Here is a 21,935-nt window from a genome sequence, read left to right as displayed (position 1 = left end):
TACAATTTGAGAAGGGCCAACAATTAACAGCAAGAATGAAAGAGTCGGACTTTGGCCCTGTCTGTTTTGGTTCTGTGTGCGGTGTGGTTGGTGCTATTAAAAGAGTGGATACCAACTATACCTGTAGGTGGGTAGATAGAGCAGATCCTGCCTGCCGCTGCCCGCACCAATTCTTTCACCTTCCCCGCTATGGGTGTCGGCATTGTCCTAGGCCTCATACATGGTCTTACCGGGATGTCTAGCCAGCAGTTCTTCCAGCAGTTGGCCTACCTGCTCCTTTTCTTTCGTTTCTGTATCAGCAACACGGTTTGGCCGCTGTGGTAATCGACGGCCCCTTGCCGTAGTGCCTAGTGGGCTGCCGGGCGTAGGAATCATTACCTGCAGGCTTACCATGCTCTACATGGCCTTCATCGTTGGCTGTCTGCTGATGTTGAACTCATCGGCATTGTAGAAGATGGCATTCTCTTCTAGATGCTCCCCTCTCTTTAAGCTCCTTTTTTTATCAGGTACTCCGAATCGGGGCTACTGATCTTGTGTTGGGGGCGAGACAACACAATGCCTCTGCCCTTCAGGTGCTAGCGCACGGCCTCGGTACTGATGCCGATACCGGTCTGCTCGGCTATAAAGTCAGAGAACCGCTCCAAGGTCTAGAGCGAGAAATCTAGTCTCAGGGCCCGTGGCCGAAGGCGCACGCTACCCAGCAATTTGTCCTGATAAACCTGGGTCATTTTAGCTGGCTTGCCATTTCTGGGCGCCTCATAGAGCACTTGCACCCCTTCAGCCTCATAGCGGTGAAGCCATCGCTGCACTGTCCGCTCACTGTCCCGAACCAGATGCGCAATCTGGCTTGCTTTCAGCCCATGTTCAGCGTTTAGTAAATCCATTTGCGCACGTGTGAGCAGTCGAGCCAGCTTCGCAGTGTGATTAAGCCTTGGAAGTGGATAGCTGAAGAGTTAGTGCTGTACTTGGAGAGGCGCTATACATGCGTGCTCAAATTAAAGTTCAACAGGAGCTACTGCTATGAGGAGCCGCTGAATTAAATTAGCTAGAAGCTGAGAATTACTTTTCCCGCGTAACTGTCTGCTTCAAGCTCAAAACTGCTGACTTTACTGCTTATTCTAAGTACCGTGCAAGTTTTATTACTGGACTGATATGCTATAAAGCGCTTACGGTAAATTACTCGTAGGATTATATACTCCGTATTGCAGCCGTACTGGTGTTTGATCAACCCTGTTACAAAAAAAGCAGCATACAACTGCAACCCAATATTTAATAATTAGTATATATAGATAAACAGGTATTTCGACGAGTATAATATTCTTTGGAGAGAACCTTATTAAGGCTCATAAAATCAGGTGATTAGATTTTAAAAGAAAATCTAGCGGTGGTGCAGAGTCTATAGGAAAGCCCTTTGGAGGGGATAAAACGACATCACCAACTAACACATAATATGGTATTCTTTCAACCTTCCCTCAAGGCGCTCGGTCAAGCTAAAAGATACTTGAGGCGGCGAACTTATTTGATTCTCGCATTATTGTTCCTAGGCAATTTTAACTGCGGAGTACGTGCTCAGGAAAATGAATTCAAACTTCCCTCAATCCTACCTCCATCACCGAACTCAGCCGAGCTAGGAAGATATGGAGACCTTCCGTTAAGTTACTCATCTGGGGCACTTAACTTGAATATTCCTCTTCACACTCTTTCGACAAAGAACTTAAGTCTACCAATTTCCATTGGATATTCCTCTAATGGATTCAGAGTGAATGCAGTCGCTTCTCGTGTGGGATTTGACTGGGTGCTTAATGCAGGGGGAGTTATCACGAGAACGGCTTATGGTGATCCTGACCTTGCTCCTGGAACACAGAGACTAAATCAGCCTGACCTTACTAAAAAAGACGAGGCTCTGTTGGATTACCTTAATGCCGCCGCCGCTGGTGGACATGATTCACAGCCAGACATCTTTCACTACAACTTTAACGGTTATACCGGAAAGTTCTTTATTGGAGATGATGGCCTGCCATTGGTTAGCTCCTATGAAAAAATAAAAATAGAACCTTTTTCAACCTCCGAAGAATCCGGGTTTACAATTACCACGGTAGATGGTGTCAAATACTTCTTCGGGGGAGCAGTGCCACAGAATACAGCCAAGCAATGCGCCCCGCAGGAATAGCATGGGACCCAATGTTTACGGAACCAATGGACCCACCTGTCCCTAGTTCTTGGTATCTCACCAAGATTGAGCACCCTCATGGGGATTACATTACTTTCAGTTATGAGAGTGGATTTTCAACATATATGAGTGGGGTTTCTCAAACCTTCCTTAGGCGGACCGAAGAAACTAAATTTGCAGAATGTGTATATACAGATGGAACTATAATAAGAAGTCCGAATTATGAAGACAAAACTAGCGCCGCAATAATGTCTATAGACTATATGAGGGTGAAAGAAATTTCAGCCTCAAGTTTTGGCAAAATAAAGTTCACTTATGAGGTACCCTCAGATTTAGAGGATATGGATGGGGTACTTAGGTACATGGAGTTAGTTGACAAGAATGAGCAGTTGGTAAAGAAAGTTGAGTTCTCTTATGAGGTGGAAAAAGGAAGGCCCTTTTTAATCAAATTAAGTGAGTCAGGGAAAACTGCAGAAAAACCAAAAGAACACTTTTTCTCCTATAATGACCTGGAGCAGACCCCTAAGAGGCTTTCATACTCACAGGATCATTTTGGATACTACAACGGGAAAGGTAATGGGGGGTATTTTGTAGAGCCAGATGGCTCTTACAAGAGCCATGGCTACCTTGTACCTCTTCCTGCTACTCCTTCATTAAGAAAGCTTTTTGATGGTAAAGGAGGAAACAGAGAACCCGACTCTAACTTCTCTTCCATTGGGCTACTATCAAAGGTTACGTACCCAACAGGAGGATGGAATGAAATAGAGTATGAAGGAAATGATGCCCACGTTACGGAGAACATTCCTGAACCTCTAATCAATGCTTATGCAAGAGCTACGGGTACTGACGAAGCGTTCGATACCTATGAGCCAATTATAGGCACCTATGGCCCTTTTACAGTAGAAGAGCGGCAAGAAATAGAAATAACAGCAGAATTTGATAACCAAAATGACACTTACGATGAAGATCATCATATCATGTTGGTTGTTTATTTATCAGTTGATGGAGTTGAAGAGGAGTTGGCAAGGGTAGAACAAGATCAGTCGAGAAAGATTATCACAGATTTTTATCCAGGGAAAAATTATGTTGTCAAAGTCGAATTAATAGGGTACAGTGGACACTTCGGAAGAGCAAGTTTTTCTTACTCTCCAGGTAGCGAGACTGTGACACATAACAAAGAGTTTCCTGGTGTCCGCGTGAAGAGGATTGCCACTTATGACGCAATCAAAGTAGAACCAGAGGTAAAGGTGTTTAAGTACAGCTACATAGATGACTTAAGTAAATCATCAGGACGACCTTTATTGTATGCTCAGCACAATGCAAGTTTCTCGAACTACTTCTCAAACAAGAGAACCGCTTTTCGCTGCCAACCTGATCCAAACCAGTTTAACGCATACTTAGTCTATTGGAACTATATAGTATTACACTCTAATAGCTTAACAACTTCATTTTCAGCAGCACCTAATAACATTCTATATAGCTCTGTGCTGGTTAGCAACGGAGAGAACTTTGAAAACGGGGGTACTGAATACACTTTTAATGTAGAGAGCGAGGTAGGGGCATACCCCTACATTGGAGAAGATATTACAGATGTGCCTTACACGGTGAGGGGATATGATAATGCATTGCCACTGAAAGAGAACTACTTCAAAATGGTTAATGATGAAGTAGTCTATACCAGAAAGTCTGAAAACTTCTATAAAATTGACAGTAGGATTGCGAGCCAGGTAATTAGTGTTTTTGCAAGGAAGAACTACGAAATGCTATTTCAGTATTCACCACCTAGAGAATATGATTTTGAGCCGTTTGATGTGTCTGTATACCATGTGAACTCTAAGTGGAACTACATTTACAAGTCAGAAACCTCTGATTATGACTTAAATGGTCAAAACCCAATCACAAGAACAGACTATTACTATTACGATAATCCGCAGCATGCCCTAAAAACCCGAGTGGTTACGACAGACAGCAAGAGCAACGAGGTTGTTGTGGAGAAGAAGTACCCACAGGACGTTACTGCTGTCGGAACCGAAGAAACAGCACGCCAAGGGCTTATTGCCAACTACCAACTTGCCTCTTTGGTGGAAGAGTCTACAAGCAGAAACGGAGCGATGGTAAAGAAGCAGATCAAATATAAAGAGTTTGCCTCAGGACTCTATCTACCGGAGGAAATCTTGGCTAATACAGGTGTCGATAACGCCATGGAAGGTCGGTTGGAATTCAGAAAATATGATGTTAAGGGGAACATTTCAGAAGTGTCCAAGGCAGATGGTACACCCATAACATATCTCTGGAGTTACGATTATTCTTATCCTATCGCAAAGATAAGCAACGCCACCTATTCGGAGGTGGAATTTGCCCTGGGTGGATCTGCAGCGATGGAGTCCCTTGCCGCTAGTACTGAACTAAGCCAGTTGCAGTTAGAGGCGCTTGGCGGTCTAAGAGACCAGCTTCCTGGTGCCATGGTTACCCTTTACACCTATGACCCGCTGGTGGGGGTGACGAGCTTGACAGACCCGAATGGCCGCACGACCTACTATGAATACGACGAACTAGGCAGGCTGAAGGCGGTCAAGGACCATGAAGGCAATCTTTTAAAGGCCCACGAATACCGCTATGCCGGGCAGTAGCCGGAAGGCTCCTTGCATGTTTATTCAGTTTCAATCGAACATTTCGACTATAAAAGTATTCTAGCATGAGAACAGCTATACCCTTTCGCGCGCTTTTTCTTTTCCTAACGATTACTGTCCCGGCAGCGATCTCGGCCCAGGTGCTGCCGAAGCTGACGGCCTATGCCTGCTCTGGCGGCGCGGCCACGCTCACGGCCGAGGGGCAGGGCACGGTCCGCTGGTACGACACGGCGGCGGGCACGGTGCCCGTGCATACGGGCGCCACGCTCACGACGGGCCAGCTGGCACCAGGCACCCCGGCCTCCTACTACGCCGAGGACGAGGTCGGTGGCAAGGCTGGGCCCCGCCTGCTGGTGGAGGTGACGCTCTCGGCCACCTCCCCGGCAGGGGAGTGTGAGGCGACGGTGTGGACCAGGGCATCGGACAGGCCGCAGAACCTGCCCAACGGGGCCGTTGCCTCTGCGCCCACGGGGCTGTTCACGCCCCCGCAGGTCACCTCAACAGAACCGGTAAACTACGTGCGCACCCATACTTTGCGTGTCCCCGTCACTGACGCCACGGGGATAGAGGCTCGCCCGAAGGAAGAGGTCTCCACCGAGACCGAATACCTCGACGGGCTCGGCCGGCCGTTGCAGCGGGTGGCGAAAGCCGCCTCGCCGGCCGGCCTCGACATCATTACGCCGATGGCCTATGATGCGCTGGGCCGCCAGCCAAAGGGTTACCTATCTTATACCGATGCCGGCACCGGGCAATTCCGCCCAAACGGGGTGCGGGAGCAGTACCTGTTCCACACCACGCCGGCACCAGACCGACCCGGCACGGATTACCCTTACGCCGTCACCGAGTTTGAGGCCTCGCCCCTGAACCGGGTGCTGGGGCAGGCGGCGCCGGGGGAGAGCTGGGCGGGCTCGCTGGGCACAACTACCGAGCGCAAGATAACCTTGCTGGAGCGGGCCAATACCCAGGAGGACGCGGTGCGCCTCTGGGACGTGGCCGCTGACGGCACGCTCTCCACGCCCCGTCCCTACCCGGCAGGAGAACTGTTTTTGTCCGAGGCGAGGGACGAGCACGGGGTACGCACGCAGGAGTTCAAGGACAAGCAGGGCCGGGTGGTGCTGAAGCGCCTGGAGAACAGGCGAATCACTTCTCCGCAGGACCCGGGGCCAGGTTCCGACATGCCTGGGTGTCCGACAGGGGGCGTGCTGCACTGGGAGCTGGAGGAAACAGTGGGGCCTGACTACGCCGACACCCGCACGGGGCTGATGGCCACGGGCACGGGTGCGACGGCGGTAGCGGGCAAGGTCGGGATGGCGCAGGCATTCTCTGGTACGGGCGGCCTCTCAGCACAGGGTTCCGCGTTTGACTGGGCCCGCGATGCGAGCTTCACGCTGGAGCTGTGGGTGCGCCACACCCAGCCCATGGGGCCCTACGGGGTAGGGTCCAACGAGGTGATCCTCGGCCGGGAGGACCCCGGCAATGTGCTGGGCAGGGACGTGCACTGGTGGCTGGGGCTGGACGCCGAGGGCCCTGTCAAGGGCGCAGCGCGCCTGCAGCTCATGGACGCCAACCGGGCGGGCGGCTCCATCACCGGCACGACGCCCTTGAATGACGGTAACTGGCACCACGTCGTGGCCGTCCGGGACGGGGCTTCGCTCAGGAACCTGCTCTACGTGGACGGGGTGCTGGAGTCCGAGCTAACGATTGCCTATGATGCCAGCTTCGCCTCGTCGGCCCTGCTCAACATCGGCTGGATCAATCTGGACGCAGGCTTCCGCTACAGGGGGGATTTGGATGAGCTGGCGCTCTATAACCGAGCCCTAACGGGGCAGGAGATCGCCGGGCGCTACAACAGCGGGCAGGGCCGCCCGTACTGTGACCCCTCGCTGGAGACCGGGCCGCTGGTCTCTCCGCAGGGGGTTGCCACCAGCACCGCCCCGGTATGCCCGCCGGAGCTTGCCCTTCACTGGGAACTGGGGGAGACTACTGGCCCCAACTACGCCGACACCCGCACGGGGCTGATGGCCTCAGGCACCGGCGCGACGGCGGTGGCTACCGGTGCCGTGGGCGGCGCGCAGTCCTTCGCGGGAACGGGCGGCCTCTCGGCTGACGGCTCTGCCTTCGACTGGGGGCAGGGCGACAGCTTCACGCTGGAGTTCTGGCTGCGTCGGGGCGCGGTACCCGCCGGCAACGAGGTGATCGTGGGCCGCGACAACGTGGACTCCGGCGGCAGCCTGCACTGGTGGCTGGGACTGGACACCTCCGGCAAGGTGCGCTTCCAGCTTAGGGACAACTCTGCCTGGGGCTACTTCATGGGAGGTACCGGAACAAACCCCGTTGTGACCGATGGGGGCTGGCACCACGTGGTGGCTGTGCGCGATGCTGCGGCCGGCACCAATACGCTTTACGTGGACGGGGTCCGGGTGGAGCGGGTAAACCAGGCCTACTCCACGGCAGGCTTTACGGCGTCGGTGCCCGTTAACATCGGCTGGCTGAACCGCAGCGGGGGCTTCCGCTACGGCGGGGACCTGGATGAACTGGGCGTCTATTCCCGGGTGCTCTCAGAGGAGGAAATCGCCTCCCATTACAATGGCGGGCAGGGACGCCACTACTGCGAGGCCGGATCACTGATCACCTCTGTTCCTGTGACCGGTGCCACGGTGGGGGAACCTTATACCTACGACGTGGAGACCGTGCAGCTTAGTTCGGTTTCCTTTGAGCTGGTGCAGGCCCCCTCAGGGATGACCATCAACGCCTCCACCGGCCTGATCAGCTGGCAGCCCACGGAGGCCGGCGACTTTGCCGTGACGGTACGTGCCTCCGGAGATGGCATGGTTTCTGAGCAGGCCTTCACCGTGGGGGTCTCGGGCGGCTGTCCGCCGGAGCTTGCCCTTCACTGGGGGCTGGAGGAGGCTGTTGGACCCAACTACACTGATGCCCGCGCAGGGCTGGTGGCCGCGGGCTCCGGGACTCAGGCCACGGCCGGGGTACTCGGCGGGGCGGTGGCCTTTGACGGCACGGGCGGGCTCTCGGCGCCGGGCGCCGCGGTGGACTGGGCAGCGGACGGGAGCTTTTCCATCGCGCTCTGGCTGCGCCGTGGGGGGCAGCTTGCTTCCAACGAAGTGGCCGTAGGCCGGGACGGCCTGTCCACGGGCACCAACCTGCACTGGTGGATCGGCATGGACACTTCTGGGAAGATACGCTTCCAGCTACAGGACAGGAGCGCCTGGGGCTACTACATGGGCAACGTGCCGGCCAACCCGGCTGCCAATGACGGCAGCTGGCACCACGTGGTGGCTGTACGGGACGGGGCAGCCGGCACAAACTCCCTCTACGTGGACGGGGTGCTAGTGCAGCAGGTGGCGCAGGCTTACTCTGCGGCGGGGTTTTCCTCGACCGCGGACCTGAACATCGGCTGGCTGAACCGCTACCCGGGGTTTCATTACAGAGGCGACATGGACGAGCTGGCCTTCTTCGGCCGGGCGCTGACCCAGGAGGAAATCGTCTCCCACTACAACGGCGGGCAGGGACGGCATTACTGTGGGGAGGAGAACCCTACACCGGTGGCGCAGGATTGGTTTGACACCTATTACGCCTACGATGACCTGGGGCAGCTGCGCTGGGTGCTGCAGCCGCAGGCCGTGACCCTGCTGCAGGCTAACGGCTGGTCGGTGACCCCTGAGGTGCAGGCGCTTGCCTTCCGCTACGTCTATGACGGCAGGAGAAGGCTAGTGGAGAAGCAGGTGCCGGGAGCCGGTCCCGTGGAGCTGGTCTACAACAGACGGGACGAGGCGGTCCTGACGCGGGATGCGGTACAGGAGGCCGCCGGCCGCTGGGCCTTCACCAAGTACGACGCGCTGGGCCGCCCGGTGCTGACCGGCGTGCTCGCCGACCCAAGGGGAAGGGATGTGCTCCAAGGGGTGGCGGATGCGCACACGGGGGTGCACTTTGAGACAAGGAACGGCTCGGCGACCGGCTACACCCTGGCGGATGCTTTCCCGGCAGTCGCGGCCGGTGACGTGCTGGCGGTGACCTTCTACGACGACTACGCGCATGCCCCGGCAGCCTACGCGTTCGTGCCGCAGCTGGGCATGGTAGAAGCAGACAGGAACGATAGGGTGCGTGGGCAGGTGACCAGCACCCGCACCAGGGTACTCGGCACAACCAATGACTGGTTGACAGCCGTCAACTACTACGATGACCGTTACCGCGTGATCCAGACCGTCTCGGACGGTTACCTTGGCGGGGCCGTGCAGGCGGCAAGCGAGCGGGTGACAACGCGGTACGAGAAGATGACGGGCCTGGCGCTCGAGACGCTCACCACCCACCGGGAGAACTCCGCCGATGCGGTGGCGGTGCACACCGAGCATACCTACGACCACCAGGGCAGGCCGCTGCAGACGTTTCAGCGCATGGGCGACAACCCGGCCACGGTGGCGGGGATCGCAGCAGTAACGCTTTCCGACAGCCGTTACAACGAGTTGGGGCAGTTGGTGGAAAAGCGGCTGCATTCCCGCGACGGCGCGACGTTCCTGCAGTCGGTGGACTACCGCTACAACGTCCGCGGCTGGCTCACCGGGATCAACGACGCGCAGTTATCCGATCCACAGGATTTGTTTGGTATGGAGCTGAGCTATGACCGGGGCTTCAATGAATCGCAGTACAACGGCAACATTGCCGGGGTGAAGTGGAAGACTGCCTCGGGCGGGCCAGAGCGGGCCTACGGCTACCGCTACGATGCGCTCAGCCGCCTGCTCTCGTCCGACTACGCCGCCCGCGCAGGCTCGGGCTGGAGGTCCGAGCGCGGCAACTACTCGCTTGATGGCCTGAGCTACGATGCCAACGGCAACATACTGAGCCTGCGCCGCCGCGGGCTGGAGAAGGGACATGCCTATGACGCCTCTGTACCGCGTGCCTACGGGGAGGTGGACAACCTGGCTTACCGATATGAGGGCAACCGCCTGGTGAACGTGCGGGACCTGGCCACGGCAACGGGCCCGGCGGGAGACTTCCGCGACAACGGCCACACAAGCGAGACGTCCACAGAGTACAACTATGATGACAACGGCAACCTGACCAGCGATGTGCATAAAGGCATCACGGGTGTGTACTACAACCATTTGAACCTGCCTGAGCAGGTAAGTCTTGGCACAAAAGGCTTTATTAAGTACGTCTACGCTGCCGACGGCACCAAACTCCGAAAGGAGGTGCACGAGGGCGCGCAGGTAACGGCCACCGACTACGCGGGGCTGTTCGTACACCAGGCCGACACGCTCTTTGCCCACACCGCGGAGGGGCGGGCGCTTTACCAGCCGACGGCAGACGAGAAGTGGCGCTATGAGTACCACCTGAAGGACCACCTGGGCAACCTCAGGGTCTCCTTCGCAGAATCAACCTCCACCACCAATGAACTGACGATGGAGCAGCAGGTGGCCTATCAGGAGGAGCAGGCGTTCGACCACGTGGCCGAGACCAGGCACCTGGACCGTGCCCGCTCCCGCTCGGGCAGCCACGCGGCCCTGGTGGGCGCCGGAAGAGGCAGGGCGCTGGGGCCAAGCAAGCGGGTGGAGTTGCACAAGGGCGACTCGCTTAGGGTGCAGGCCTTCGGCTACTACGAGACCGAGCGCAAAGACAATAAGGTGGTGAGCCTCTTGTCGTGGCTGGCCTCGGCGGCCACGGTGAGCACAAGCGCTGTGGAAGGCGGGCCCAAGAAAGCGAAGCCCGTTCCTTACCTGGGGGCTGGTTTGGCGCTGGCACCTGAAATTATTCAGCGCGCAAAGGGCGCACCTGTCGCCTATCTTCGCTATATTGTATACGACTCGGACTCGAACTACGTGGCCAGTGGCTACCGTGCCTTGAGCAAAGATGCGCAAGGAGGGTGGGAGAAACTTGAGCTGACATATGCGGCCAAAGAGGAGGGCTTTGCCGAGGTGTACCTGGCCAATGAGAGCCAAGAGGAGGCTTGGTTCGACGACATGCAGGTTACGGTCACGGAGCCGCTGCTGGTGCAGGAGAACCACTACGATCCGTGGGGACTGAACCTGGTGGGGATCGAGAAGCAGGGCGCGCCGGACCACCCCTTCCAGTACAACGGGAAAGAAAAGCAACAAGAGCTGGGCCTGAAGTGGACGGACTACGGGGCCAGGATGTATGACGCACAGCTGGGCAGGTGGCACGTGGTGGACCCGCATTCTGAAAATTATTTTAACTACAGTTCTTATAACTATACTTTAGGTAATCCTGTCAATATTATTGATCCTGATGGTAAAGATGTTGAGTTTATTATCAATAGAAATAAAAAGGGAGATATAACGGGTATTAGATTAAGATCAACTATTTATATTACAGGAGAGGGAGCAAGTGAACAGCGAGCGAAATCTTTAACTTCAGCTGCTAAAGGTGTTTTTAAAACATCATATTCAAATGGAGTAGGAATCTCATTTGATATAAGTTACAAGTATGCCAAAAAGATTGATGCAAAAGATTTAGGAGGAGGGGATAATATCTTAACATTCCATAAAGAAGAAGGTAGATCTAGTGTAAATGCATCAGAATTAATTAAAACGAAAAGTAATGGGTTGTTAGAAAGTATTACAAGCTTCTCAGGTAATACAGGAGACATATATGGGAAAAGCCGTACCAGTAATCATACGATATTTCATGAAAGCCTTCACCTTCTAGGATTAAGCGACAGATATTTTGAAAGTGGGGGTGAAATGGAGGGTTTTGAAAATGATATAATGGGTAAATACGGTTCTTTTAACATTGGTGATACACACTATAAAGCTTTTAAACAAAGAGCTGAACAATTACTTCCGAATCCGACATATGATTTTCTTTTCCCACGGCAACTTAGGTATTTTAATAAGACTAAAGTTGATAAAGATTCTAGAGGAAACCTTTTAGCTCCAACTTTAAAACAAATTAAACTACAGCAACAATAATATAAAATGTTTAAAATAATCAAACGTATATATCTAATTAGCTTATTTGCTACTTTGTTAATCAACGGTAGCTGTAATGAAAAGCCTTTTTCCGAAAATATTATTTCGGAAAAAGGCTATATCGTGTATCATGATTCTAGTATTTGGCATTTTGTTATAGCTAAGAACATAGATAATGAAGTTTGTTTAAGTGGTTTTAATACAAATAATTTAAGTAAAGGGTACCAATTTACCCCTCATTCAGAAGAACATATTAGGATTATAGAGTCAGCCTCACACATACTCAAAGTTGAGAATATTGGACAGGGATTTTCTGAGAAGTATTACACTTTGAAAATTGTTCCTGTTAAAATAGAATTGAAAGTTGTGTATAACAAGACTAAAGAATTAGTAAGCAAACAACCAGAATACGTTACCAAAGTAAATGGACACTTTGTTAAATTTGATTATGATTTTGTTGATATTGAGCTTATTAAACTTCATCCATTAGATTGTATTCAATAGGAACCTGTTTAGGGTTTTTCTAATTTCTTTATTTTTCTGATAAACAATACCGTAAAAGCCAGGAAATGGAGCGCCATCCAGTTGCTGGCTTTTGTTTCAAAACGCACCAACAGGGCCTTGAAGCTGTCAAGCCAGGCTCAGGCCTGCTCCACGCCGTTTCTCCTTTTGTAAAGCTCCTGGTCAAAGTACACGTAGTCTTCTGAAGCAGTCCCATTTCTGGGATTGAAGGCTATGTTGGCTTCTATTCTGAGCGAGGAGCAGAGCTTTCTGAATGCTTCCGAGTCAAAGCCAGCGTCAGCATTCAAAAACAAGCCATCCACCTCCAGCCCCGCTTCTCTGAGCAATTCGGTCAGTTGTTTGAATACCTTCTCGATCTCAAACAGGTCATGATGGTTGCCCGCCACCGGCCCCGAACAGGCTAAAAGCATGCCCGTGTCATCCGAGAGAAACAGGCTGTTGCAGGTGTTGGCTGCCTTGCGGGTCTGGAAGCCCACCCATTCGCCACCCCGTTTGCAGATCGTCTGGCTGCCGTCCAGCTGCACAGAGCACAAATTGAGCAGCTTGCGTTTGCAGCGCAGCAGCTCTACCCATACCCGCCTGAGGCTGCCGTCTGCAGCCCATTTTTGAAAATGGTAATACACACCCCCTGCCAGCCAAATCCTTCCTCGCCAAGCAGCTCCTTTACGGGCAACAGGCGCCATTGGCACCCTGTTTTGAGCTTATACAGAATGGCACCAACCACTTTGCTGGCTGCCACATGGAGCTTGGGACCACGCTTGCCAACGCTCAGCTGTGGCACGACCCATTTATTTATGCTATCTTCACTTAAGACTTCCATTGAATTAGGACTTGGTGTTCAAATGTTCTCGCAAACATTCTTACACACCTAATTCTTTGGAAGTTCTTAAACCCTAAACAGGTTCTAGGCAAAGAAATACTGCCTTTAATACAAGACTAGTGAACTAAAGCATCCGTTGGTGAAATTTAAAATACTCGTTATTAGTACAGGAACCACTAAATTTTGGTTGGCTTTGAGGCGCTTCACTTCGCCATAGTCGATTTATTGGTCAATGTCGCCACTAAGGCAAAAGCCACTGACAGGTAGAACGGTGTTCGTCCGTGTCCTCTCTCGCGCTCCCTTCGGCACACCATGGTCTACTCGCTTCGCTGCGTTCCACCATGGCTTTGCCTTTCGGTCGGCTCGCTGCGGTACTCCTCACGGCTGTTCCTTTTTTGTTTTTGAATTTATAATACGCCTCCGGCAGGAAGGCGAAAAAACAAAACCCACAGCCCACGTTATGCTCGCCTGCGGGTCAGCCGCCGCACAGCCAGTCGCCCTCGTTCCTCGTGCTCTTCCTGGCTGGCTGTGGCTTCCGCTCGCAGCGGCTTCGCGCCTGGAATCTTACCCCCAACCCCCGGAATTAACCGGGGGCTTTTTGTTATAGGTTCATAGTTGGAGTTATACTTTGATAGCAGCTGACAGGCCAGCCGCATGAAGGAGAAGGGTTATTCTGTCCCCTACCACTTCAAGAGCAGGATCCGGCCACACTGGAGCAGACCATAGAGCCGGAGTGGGTCAGGGGGCTGTCAGTGGGAGTGGGCAAGACCTATACCTTCTACAGGCGCATCAGGGGCTATGGTCTAGTGCAGTACAACCTGCTGTACCAGCGGGGGGAGACGCCCTACCTGCAGCCCCTGCAGACCAAGATCGGCTTCTATATTTATGGAAGTGATTTAAAGAGGAGGGCCAATTAGACAAACGTACTTCGTATCTGAGGCTAGGAGTGAGTGTTCCTCACGGAGCGTTTTCGTTCAATGAGCTGTGCCTGGTTCTTGGTGTAGTCGCATGCCTGGAGGCTCTCACCTTGGATTCCTTTTTATTCAGCATCCGGCTGTAAGTCGGAAGACTCGCAAGGATCAGATAGGTGTGCTAGTTGGGCTAAAAACTACTGTCGGGGACTAGAGTAATGGGTTGTTGAAAATATTATTATTTTTATATTTAAATATTGAGTAATATCTGGATGTTATATCTGGATATTGGGTTTTAAGGTAGTATAGTAATAAAAAAGCGCTAACCACTTCAAGGGTAGCTAGCGCCTTAAATTGTACTTGTGCTCTTAAGTGTACGAATTTCGAACCATTTTATGGAAGATTTAAAGCTTCTGGTCCTGCAACGGGGGTAAAAGCTCTGTTACGCCTAATAAGCTGCACCATTCATTTGCCAAGCATTTGCTAAAGCAGGGAATAAGTCTTTGCCGCATCTAAGTATTGCTGGGTATAGAACGAGCAGGACCAGCAAGGGCTATACCCACATCCTCATTTACTTGCCTTAGATAATCTCTAACTATCCTATTTATCAGCTTAAATTTATGAAGAGGGAAGGAGGACGATCAATTAAGAATACTTAATAATGGCTATGGTACATTCATGTGCCGTAGCTGAGCACATTGGCATAATAAATAATAAGAATGGAATTCAAAATCATTGCATTAGTTATCTTGGTTAGAAATCTTTAATACCTTTAATAAAGGTAACTTACAATGGAGAAAGCTGAAGCGTGGCATGCGCTTGCACTTGTTTTCAAAATTAATTTTTATGCGTAAAGCTTTGGATATAATGGCTAACCCATCTGGTTTTTGTAAATGTGACTTTTAAAGTACAACTTGGTTTAACCATTCTTTAAAATTTGGGAATACTATTAACAGGTGAAGGTTATAGGCTAGGTGACGGCCTGTTCCTGTCCGGCGGTGCGCTGTGATGCAATAGGGGAGTTGTTGCAGACGTAGCACGACCACAGGATAAGATATAGCCAGCCTTCTGGTTTTCGCTATCATTTGACTGGGATTACAGTAGAACATTAGATTTATTTTAAAAAGCATTTGGTGCGCCCTAATCTTACGTTATCAACAAATGACTTACCGTTTACAGCTGAACTGCTTGAATTTTTTTCCTTGTAGTCACTGAGACATGTGGAGGAGTGAACTATCAAAAACCAGGTGCAGTTTGTTTGCTAGCAGTGCGCGTGCTGTTAGAAAGCCCTGTACAACCAGAAAAGTCCTAGAGGTATTTGTAACCAAGCCTTTTCTGGTGGTACAGGGAGTCTATGCTCCTATGCATGCACGAGCTCCATCAGATCCGAACCACCGTCTGCGTACGTGAACGTGAACTGATACACAAGGCCCCGCGGGAGAGGGAGCCCTGAAGCTCCTCGTCTAGGGTGCTGGGTTACCACCAGAGCACTAAATCAAGTGATAAACTTTTAATAGTCTAACGTAATTATGCATAGTTATACTTATTCCTTCTTGGTTTTATTTTATTAATTAGTATTTATAGATAAATCTATTTATATTTAAATACTACTAAGCCTCAGCTATGAAACATTTCCTATGCTTTATCATCCTGTTGCTCCTGGCTGCCACCTCCTGTAAGAAGGAAAAGGTAAATCCTGTAGATCTGCTGCCCGCTGCCACACAGGAGGGCCGGAACACCTTTGGCTGCCTGGTGAACGGCGCTGCCTTTACCCCAAAGGGCTCTGTCTTTAGTGGGTTTGGAGGGCCTATCCAAGATTGTTACTACCAATTTGTGAGAGGGGGCTTTCATTTCCATGTATCGGCAACCGATAAGAGCAAAGGCGATGTGATTTTTGGGGTCGACATCAATACGGATAGCTTAGAAATTAAAGAAGGTGCTGTAATCAGCCTAACGAAAGGTAACAGGGGGGAAGCATCTGGCTCTTATATTGATGGAAGTGTTTATAAAGAATACAGAACCAGCTACGGGGCTACGGGGGAACTTACGATTACCCGGCTTGATGAGGAAAAGCAAATTGTCTCAGGCACTTTCTGGTTTGACGCCGTGAACAAAGAGGGAGCAAAGGTGGAGGTACGTGAGGGGCGTTTCGACATGAAATACCATAAATGATTCTAAACATAACCCTTTAAACTCCCTTTCATGAAAGTAAACTTTTACGCCATACGGCGTACCGCATTAGCGGTATGCCTAACCCTCCTTTGTGCCCTGTCTGATGCGTATGCGCAGCAAACTTACTACCCTCCCATTTATGGCGGAGTGAATGTGCTACCCGAGGGGGCTGAAGTAAACACCGGTTTTTTCGACAGGATGAGCTATGTCTTCGGCACACTTGAAACCGAACGCGTACCTAAAGGCCTGCTCCTAGACTACGCCTTTGAGTACACAGCACTCAACGCCTACAATGGGACGGCGCTGACAGACAGCAATTATGTAGACGAGGCGGCTTACTGGGACATCTGCCGCACGCTCATGACAGCACGAATCAACAGCAGTACACCCGTCCCCGACCTCGGCGGGGTGGGCGGTAATGATTGGTTTAGCCATCGAAATGCGGGTCAAATTACCCTTTCTGGCCTGTACTTTCAGTATGCCCGCTTTCGGGACGATGCTGTCACCGCGGGTCGCATCACCATCTCCAGCGACCAAGTGCGCGACAGGTATGTGTCAGGGGCGTGGCAGAATCCTTATCAAATCGACCGTGTATTTGCAATGAGTCCTGCCTCCGATGTTTACGACAGCAGAAGTCTTATTGTATTAATGCCCGCCTCGTTGTGGAAGAGCAATGACGCCAATGCCGTCAGTAGCATTCATATAGACGCCGGTGACGGCATGGGTTTCAGAGTTCTTGCACCTGGGCAGCCGCTAACTGTTTCCTACTCCACAGACGGCCGTAAGGAACTTATCTACAGGCTCAATTTGAGCAACGGTACTATTCTTCTAAGCCACTCGGAGATCTATGTCACAGATGCTGCCCAATACACCCAAAATACAGAAACCATACCAATGACTGCCTCACAGGCCTTCGACGGACAATTTGCACAGGGATCTATAATTATAGCGTACGCGAGTCAAGACAGAAAACTAAGAAATCCTCTGATTGTGGCCGAGGGATTTGATCCCGGGCATATTTTAAAACCGGAGTTGAGGTTTGGTTTAAGCACCCTAGAAGGTTTTCTTGCTGATGTGCGTAATGATGGTCAGACGGTACTAAAAAATATATTGATTGACAATCCGCAGTATGACATTGTGTATGTGGACTGGAAGAATGGCACGGACAACATCAAAAGGAATGCAATGCTTCTCAAAGATGTTATTAGAGAGGTGAACAATCGAAAGGCGGCCAATGGCTCCTCAGCCAGCAATGTCATCATTGGGCAAAGCATGGGTGGCCTGATCACACGCTGGACCCTCAAAGATATGGAGGATAATGGTGAGGTACACCAGACGCGACTGTTCGTCAGCTATGACAGCCCACATCAGGGGGCCAATGTGCCGCTAGGCTATCTACACCTTGCCCGCCATGTACAGCAGCTGTATACCAAAACAAATGCGGGCTTTATTCAACTTTTTGGTGGAATAACGCCTCATAGAGCACTTACGCTAACGGAGGCCCCTGCCGCTCGCCAGATGCTGATCAACTATGTGACCGGCAGCAACCAGATAGACAATACACTACATGCCCAGTGGCAAAATGAGCTAAGGGCAAAGGGGTATCCACAAGGCAATGGTGGTGTACCGCTCAGAAAAGTGGCTGTTAGCAACGGGGCACAGTGCGCAACAGGCCAGGAAGCTATTCCTGGAGGGCAATTGCTAGACCTAAACGGCAAGGGTAACACCCGTTTTCTGACTGATCTGGCTGGCATCGCCTTCCCATGGGTATACTCCTCTTCAGCCATCTTGTTTAATCAAGCTCCTTTGCTGTTAGGTATAGTGCCCGGCCGCAATGACATTCATTTGGATGTAAAAGTAAACGCAACAGCCAATGGCGGAGGTAACAGAGTTTATTATGGTAATGTTTCTTACACTAAGAGAGTGCTTTGGCTAGTACCTGTCACCGTTAACATTACTGATAGAAGCCATAGTGCTCCTTCTGGACAACTGCCATACGATGCATATCCCGGTGGCTTTTATAGCATCCCCGCACCGAGCCTTCAGGCTAAGTCTGCCTTCGCCAAGTACAAGGTCACCTTCTCGCAAGTTAGGAGCTTTAACTTCGTTCCGACCACCAGTGCCTTGGATATAGGAGGTGGGAGCGTAGGGCTCACACAAAATGATTTCCAGACAAAGTACATTGGATCGGCGCCCCCTGCGCCTCCAAAGGGAGCCCCTTTTAACAGTTTTACCACAGCTTTTAAGGACTCCAGAGTTAACGAATTGCACATCTCTATTAACGAAAAGAACGGTAACTGGGTAGCCCAGGAGGTAATGGGAAGTCCGGAGCAGGCTCCCAATTGCACTTTTCTCTGCTCTGATGTATTGATCGCAGGCCCTTCGGCTACTTGTGGGAGCATTATATACCTTTCTGTGCCGAGCTTCGGGGCTGGAACTAGCTACGCCTGGTCAACTGGGTCTGGACTTTCCATCGTCTCTGGAAGTGGAACTAATCAAGTGGGGGTAAGTGCTGCATCTGGAAGCTATAGTACAAGCAGTGTCTCCGTTGTTATTAGTAATGCTGCTTGTGGCAGTGTTACTGTCACTAAAGCAGTCAACGCTGTAAGCCGACCTTCTAATGTAACAAGTATTACTGGACCTAACCAAGATCTTTGTTATGACTTGACAAGTCACACATTCACCATCACTTCAGTCGCTGGGGCAACCTCATATGAGTGGGCTGTTGACGGATCTATTGTTAGTAGGGTGCAGCCTGGCAATACGTTCCAGCTAAGTGGCAGGACCTTAGGGCTCGGATCACATACCTTGCGTGCTAGGGCAATTAATGAGTGTGGTACTAGCTCCTCTTGGTATACCACGGAAGTGCATGTTATTAGCTGTGGCGGGACTTGTCGCATTTGTGAAGCAAATGTGGCGATTTACCCTAACCCTACGGCAGAGATGCTGGAAATCGAGATAGGTGTTGATAATACATCTGAGGCTGAGATATTGGCTACAACAAGCTACGAATTAAAACTCTATAATAGCCAACAACGCATTGTCCGGCAAAAGGAGTTCAAAGGACGCAAAATGTCATTGGATGTGAGGCAACTACCCAAAGGGATTTATTACCTGCATGTAACTGATGGGAGAGAGACAATAAGTAAGCATATAAGCATTGACCGATAGAAAATAAAGCAGTAATATATAAAAGTCAAGATATAGTCTTGCAGTTGTGGCTTAGCTGACAGGCGACCGCCATAAAGTGTTATACTATGAGCCCGCGTCGTCGGGCTCATTTTTTTTCTGCACCGCCCCTTCGTCTGCGGGTGTTAAGGTGGGTGCAGAAAAAAAATACAGGATCTTGCTTGAGTGCGTCAAGCGTCTTCTTTTGAGCCAGTGGGATCGTCTTAAATCGTTTATGAAGGTGTTTTGTCAAAGCAGTATTTGTCCGTGTGGGTGCGCTTATCTACAAGACTACTACCTGTGCCTCGTTTAGGATCAACCCTTCTCCTGCTACCTTAGTCTCCAGTACTTTCTAACGCTTGGGAAAGGTCTCCAAGGCGTGGCGCAGCCAAATGGAGCGAACCCCGCCAAGTGAAATAAAGATGCCGCGCTTTTTGAGCTCATTAGAAACATTGAGTTGCCCGAAGGCAGGCTGATCGGTGGCCAATGCCACCACCGCTTCTTCGACAGCTTGTTCAACCCTGTTCTTGATGTTGGGCTCTGATCGGCTAATCTCTTGCATGGCTGATGTGCCGCCCTGCTCATAAAGTTACTATGTGCGGTAGAAGGAATCCCTGCTGTATCCCTTCAACTTGCAGACTTGCTATATATTGCCCAGCACCTTGACCAAGCTTAGTAATCCTAATTTGTTTTCGATAATTTTGTCTTGACTATCTCAACCAAACAATTCTCCCATTGTGGAAGAATTCCCTCAATTCTTTAATGAGTTTCTTGCCAAGGATGCAAAAGACTATGTACCCTTTACATTTAAAGACATAACCATCAGGAAATAGCCTGTTTGCATTAACAGGGAGCTTCAGATGTCTCGGTGCACAATTTCGTACGATCTTAAATTCTTCCGAATGAGCAGTATGCTGTATCTCTAGCATACTGCTGACTGGCTGAATTAATACGAAGTTATTTTCTTGTCTGTACAGTTTAGTTTCCTACTTGGATAATAAAGTCTGATAAATGCCTTTTAGTTATTTCATGTCCCCTGAATTGAACTTCAATTTGTACCTCGAGATGTGCCACCCACCATATCAGCTCAGACATAATGGTGTTAATTAGAATGCTTTCTTCTCGATAACTGTGGTTTCCTTTCTTTCCTTCACGCACCACACATGTAAATTCAACCCTATGGATTTCATCGTGCAGTTCCTTTTCTATCCTGTTGGAGACAGGGATACTTGCCTCTATTTTGTTGGTGAAAGTGCCGGAATAGATTGCTGACCGAACAAGCTTTTGTGTTTTCGGGTGTATCCTTAGCCAGCTTAGCGAGCCGGAAACTGGTAAATCTTTTAATGATAGGATTTCTTCCACCCGTTCATCCAGGTGTTGATTAGTATCCCTCAGGTTTTTGGCTTTGTTAATTTCACTTAAATATGGTTCATCAACTGAAATGTTGAAGCTGCGGCAAAGGACTTTTCTAAAGATTACACAATAGTTAATTATGGACCACACGTCAAGCAGCACGCTTGAGAAATCCTGATTCTCGATTGTACCTTTATCTGCAAGCTCGGTTAAACTTTTTAATAGCCTTTTGTAGGAGACATCGCAAAAATCGATGCTGTACCTGATGGCATTAAATATTACCACCTGCTCGGGTTTAAGTTTCAAAGGCGGATGCCTTAAAAGAGAATTTGATGGAATTATCATTAGCAAAGGATATTTTAAATTTATCGGGTAAAGTTAGACAAAGCATGGTTTAGTAACTTTAAAGTTGCCTAGTCGCGGTTAATATAATTATACTTATATAGCGATTGGTGGGTTGAAGTGGCTGAGCTAGTGTGAAATAGGTTAATACTGTTAGTATAGCAATAAAAAAGCGCTAACCACTTCTGTAGTAGTTAGCGCATTAAATTGTACTTGTGCACCCGAGAGGATTCGAACCCCTAACCCTCGGAGCCGAAATCCGATATTCTATCCAATTGAACTACGGGTGCAGAACGAATGCAAAAATAGCAAGTATGGGCACAAAAGGAAACATATACTGTAAAAATCTAAGGTTATTTTAACGTGCAAAATGTACTTGGCAACATTTAAACCAGAAAGAGCTAAACAATACCATAGTTTCTGGAGTTTACATAACCAATTGATTTTGAAATTTAATTAATCATATTCTATGGAAAGAGTGTACACAGCAGAAGTTACTGCTACAGGAGGCCGGCGTGGGCATATTGTATCTTCGGACGGAGTTCTGGATATGCCACTTTCTTTGCCAGAGGGTTTGGGTGGCGAAAGTGGTAAGACAAATCCAGAACAGTTATTTGCAGCAGGCTATGCAGCATGTTTTCAGAGCGCCTTATTGTTAGTTGCTGGTAAACACCATGAGCGTCTTAATCCAGAATCTACAGTTACAGCGCACGTAGACTTACTAAAAAATGAGAATGGAGGCTATGGCTTAGGTGTTAAACTGGCAGTTGATCTTAAAGGCGTTGACAAAGAAAAGGCAAGGCAGTTAGTTGATGAGGCACATCAGGTTTGCCCTTACTCTATAGGTGTACAGGGTAATGTGGAGGTGCAGCTAGAAATAGTTTAAGCACTTAAGTAGTTACTATA

13 protein-coding genes, 1 tRNA gene and 1 pseudogene are annotated in these 21,935 nt (G+C 50.2%); 7 read left to right on the top strand and 8 right to left on the bottom strand.

Annotated features, from left to right (window positions below; genetic code table 11):
- Positions 1-207: 207 nt before the first annotated feature.
- Both WG943_RS08415 and WG943_RS21230 read right to left on the bottom strand, forming a co-directional pair.
- The gene (locus WG943_RS08415; protein WP_340408144.1) at positions 208-375 is read right to left on the bottom strand and encodes a hypothetical protein; all 168 of its coding nucleotides are present in this window, start codon (positions 373-375) and stop codon (positions 208-210) included.
- A gap of 272 nt (positions 376-647) precedes the next feature.
- On the bottom strand, positions 648-902 hold the full coding sequence (locus WG943_RS21230; RefSeq protein WP_445323625.1) for a helix-turn-helix domain-containing protein: 255 nt from the start codon (positions 900-902) through the stop codon (positions 648-650).
- A gap of 857 nt (positions 903-1,759) precedes the next feature.
- On the opposite strand from WG943_RS21230, the gene WG943_RS08410 reads away from it, so the two are divergent.
- The 4 genes from WG943_RS08410 to WG943_RS08395 all read left to right on the top strand — a co-directional run bounded on the left by WG943_RS08410 (position 1,760) and on the right by WG943_RS08395 (position 12,245).
- The gene (locus WG943_RS08410; RefSeq protein WP_340408143.1) at positions 1,760-2,170 is read left to right on the top strand and encodes a hypothetical protein; all 411 of its coding nucleotides are present in this window, start codon (positions 1,760-1,762) and stop codon (positions 2,168-2,170) included.
- The gene (locus WG943_RS08405; protein WP_340408142.1) at positions 2,152-4,800 is read left to right on the top strand and encodes an RHS repeat domain-containing protein; all 2,649 of its coding nucleotides are present in this window, start codon (positions 2,152-2,154) and stop codon (positions 4,798-4,800) included. The genes WG943_RS08410 and WG943_RS08405 overlap by 19 nt, the downstream gene beginning before the upstream one ends.
- A gap of 65 nt (positions 4,801-4,865) precedes the next feature.
- Positions 4,866-11,741 carry a LamG-like jellyroll fold domain-containing protein gene (locus WG943_RS08400; RefSeq protein WP_340408140.1) on the top strand — a complete coding sequence of 2,292 codons (6,876 nt, stop codon included), beginning with the start codon at positions 4,866-4,868 and terminating at the stop codon, positions 11,739-11,741.
- A 6-nt stretch (positions 11,742-11,747) separates the two neighbouring features.
- A complete protein-coding gene (locus WG943_RS08395; RefSeq protein WP_340408139.1) occupies positions 11,748-12,245 on the top strand; it encodes a hypothetical protein in 498 nt (165 codons plus the stop codon).
- A 137-nt stretch (positions 12,246-12,382) separates the two neighbouring features.
- On the opposite strand, the gene WG943_RS08390 is transcribed toward WG943_RS08395, so the two are convergent.
- The 3 genes from WG943_RS08390 to WG943_RS08380 form a co-directional block, all read right to left on the bottom strand.
- Positions 12,383-12,886 carry a hypothetical protein gene (locus WG943_RS08390; protein ID WP_340408137.1) on the bottom strand — a complete coding sequence of 168 codons (504 nt, stop codon included), beginning with the start codon at positions 12,884-12,886 and terminating at the stop codon, positions 12,383-12,385.
- Positions 12,829-13,083: a transposase gene (locus tag WG943_RS08385; RefSeq protein ID WP_340408135.1), complete on the bottom strand. Its 255-nt coding sequence runs from the start codon at positions 13,081-13,083 to the stop codon at positions 12,829-12,831. Before WG943_RS08385 ends, WG943_RS08390 begins: the two co-directional genes overlap by 58 nt.
- 458 nt (positions 13,084-13,541) lie before the next feature.
- Positions 13,542-13,739, bottom strand: a complete 198-nt coding sequence (locus WG943_RS08380; RefSeq protein ID WP_340408134.1) for a hypothetical protein — start codon at positions 13,737-13,739, stop codon at positions 13,542-13,544.
- A gap of 1,878 nt (positions 13,740-15,617) precedes the next feature.
- Between WG943_RS08380 and WG943_RS08375 the strand changes: the two genes are divergently transcribed.
- Positions 15,618-16,166 (top strand): DUF6252 family protein, encoded by a 549-nt coding sequence (locus WG943_RS08375; RefSeq protein WP_340408133.1) that lies wholly within the window; start codon positions 15,618-15,620, stop codon positions 16,164-16,166.
- 600 nt (positions 16,167-16,766) lie between these two features.
- The gene (locus WG943_RS08370) at positions 16,767-19,337 is read left to right on the top strand and encodes a T9SS type A sorting domain-containing protein (RefSeq protein ID WP_340408131.1); all 2,571 of its coding nucleotides are present in this window, start codon (positions 16,767-16,769) and stop codon (positions 19,335-19,337) included.
- 283 nt (positions 19,338-19,620) lie between these two features.
- On the opposite strand, the pseudogene WG943_RS08365 reads toward WG943_RS08370, so the two are convergent.
- The 3 genes and pseudogenes from WG943_RS08365 to WG943_RS08355 form a co-directional block, all read right to left on the bottom strand.
- Positions 19,621-20,034: pseudogene (locus WG943_RS08365) on the bottom strand (helix-turn-helix domain-containing protein); the annotation flags it as partial.
- Between the two features lie 278 nt (positions 20,035-20,312).
- A complete protein-coding gene (locus tag WG943_RS08360) occupies positions 20,313-21,032 on the bottom strand; it encodes a hypothetical protein (RefSeq protein ID WP_340408130.1) in 720 nt (239 codons plus the stop codon).
- A gap of 213 nt (positions 21,033-21,245) precedes the next feature.
- Positions 21,246-21,319 (bottom strand) — tRNA-Arg (locus WG943_RS08355).
- Between the two features lie 179 nt (positions 21,320-21,498).
- On the opposite strand from WG943_RS08355, the gene WG943_RS08350 reads away from it, so the two are divergent.
- Entirely contained in the window at positions 21,499-21,915 is a 417-nt protein-coding gene (locus WG943_RS08350) for an organic hydroperoxide resistance protein (RefSeq protein ID WP_340408128.1), read from the top strand.
- Positions 21,916-21,935: the final 20 nt, after the last annotated feature.

Source organism: Pontibacter sp. H249 (assembly GCF_037892465.1).
In the GTDB taxonomy this organism is placed as follows: domain Bacteria; phylum Bacteroidota; class Bacteroidia; order Cytophagales; family Hymenobacteraceae; genus Pontibacter.
This window is presented reverse-complemented; position numbering and strand designations above follow the sequence as displayed.

What these genes read in the sequence shown, in the direction of transcription:
- WG943_RS08415 (WP_340408144.1), bottom strand. Translation starts at nt 375, where the DNA reads ATGATTCCTACGCCCGGCAGCCCACTAGGCACTACGGCAAGGGGCCGT.
- WG943_RS08350 (WP_340408128.1), top strand. Translation starts at nt 21,499, where the DNA reads ATGGAAAGAGTGTACACAGCAGAAGTTACTGCTACAGGAGGCCGGCGT.
- WG943_RS08385 (WP_340408135.1), bottom strand. Translation starts at nt 13,083, where the DNA reads ATGGAAGTCTTAAGTGAAGATAGCATAAATAAATGGGTCGTGCCACAG.
- WG943_RS08405 (WP_340408142.1), top strand. Translation starts at nt 2,152, where the DNA reads ATGCGCCCCGCAGGAATAGCATGGGACCCAATGTTTACGGAACCAATG.
- WG943_RS08395 (WP_340408139.1), top strand. Translation starts at nt 11,748, where the DNA reads ATGTTTAAAATAATCAAACGTATATATCTAATTAGCTTATTTGCTACT.
- WG943_RS08400 (WP_340408140.1), top strand. Translation starts at nt 4,866, where the DNA reads ATGAGAACAGCTATACCCTTTCGCGCGCTTTTTCTTTTCCTAACGATT.
- WG943_RS08380 (WP_340408134.1), bottom strand. Translation starts at nt 13,739, where the DNA reads ATGCGGCTGGCCTGTCAGCTGCTATCAAAGTATAACTCCAACTATGAA.
- WG943_RS08370 (WP_340408131.1), top strand. Translation starts at nt 16,767, where the DNA reads ATGAGTCCTGCCTCCGATGTTTACGACAGCAGAAGTCTTATTGTATTA.
- WG943_RS08375 (WP_340408133.1), top strand. Translation starts at nt 15,618, where the DNA reads ATGAAACATTTCCTATGCTTTATCATCCTGTTGCTCCTGGCTGCCACC.
- WG943_RS08360 (WP_340408130.1), bottom strand. Translation starts at nt 21,032, where the DNA reads ATGATAATTCCATCAAATTCTCTTTTAAGGCATCCGCCTTTGAAACTT.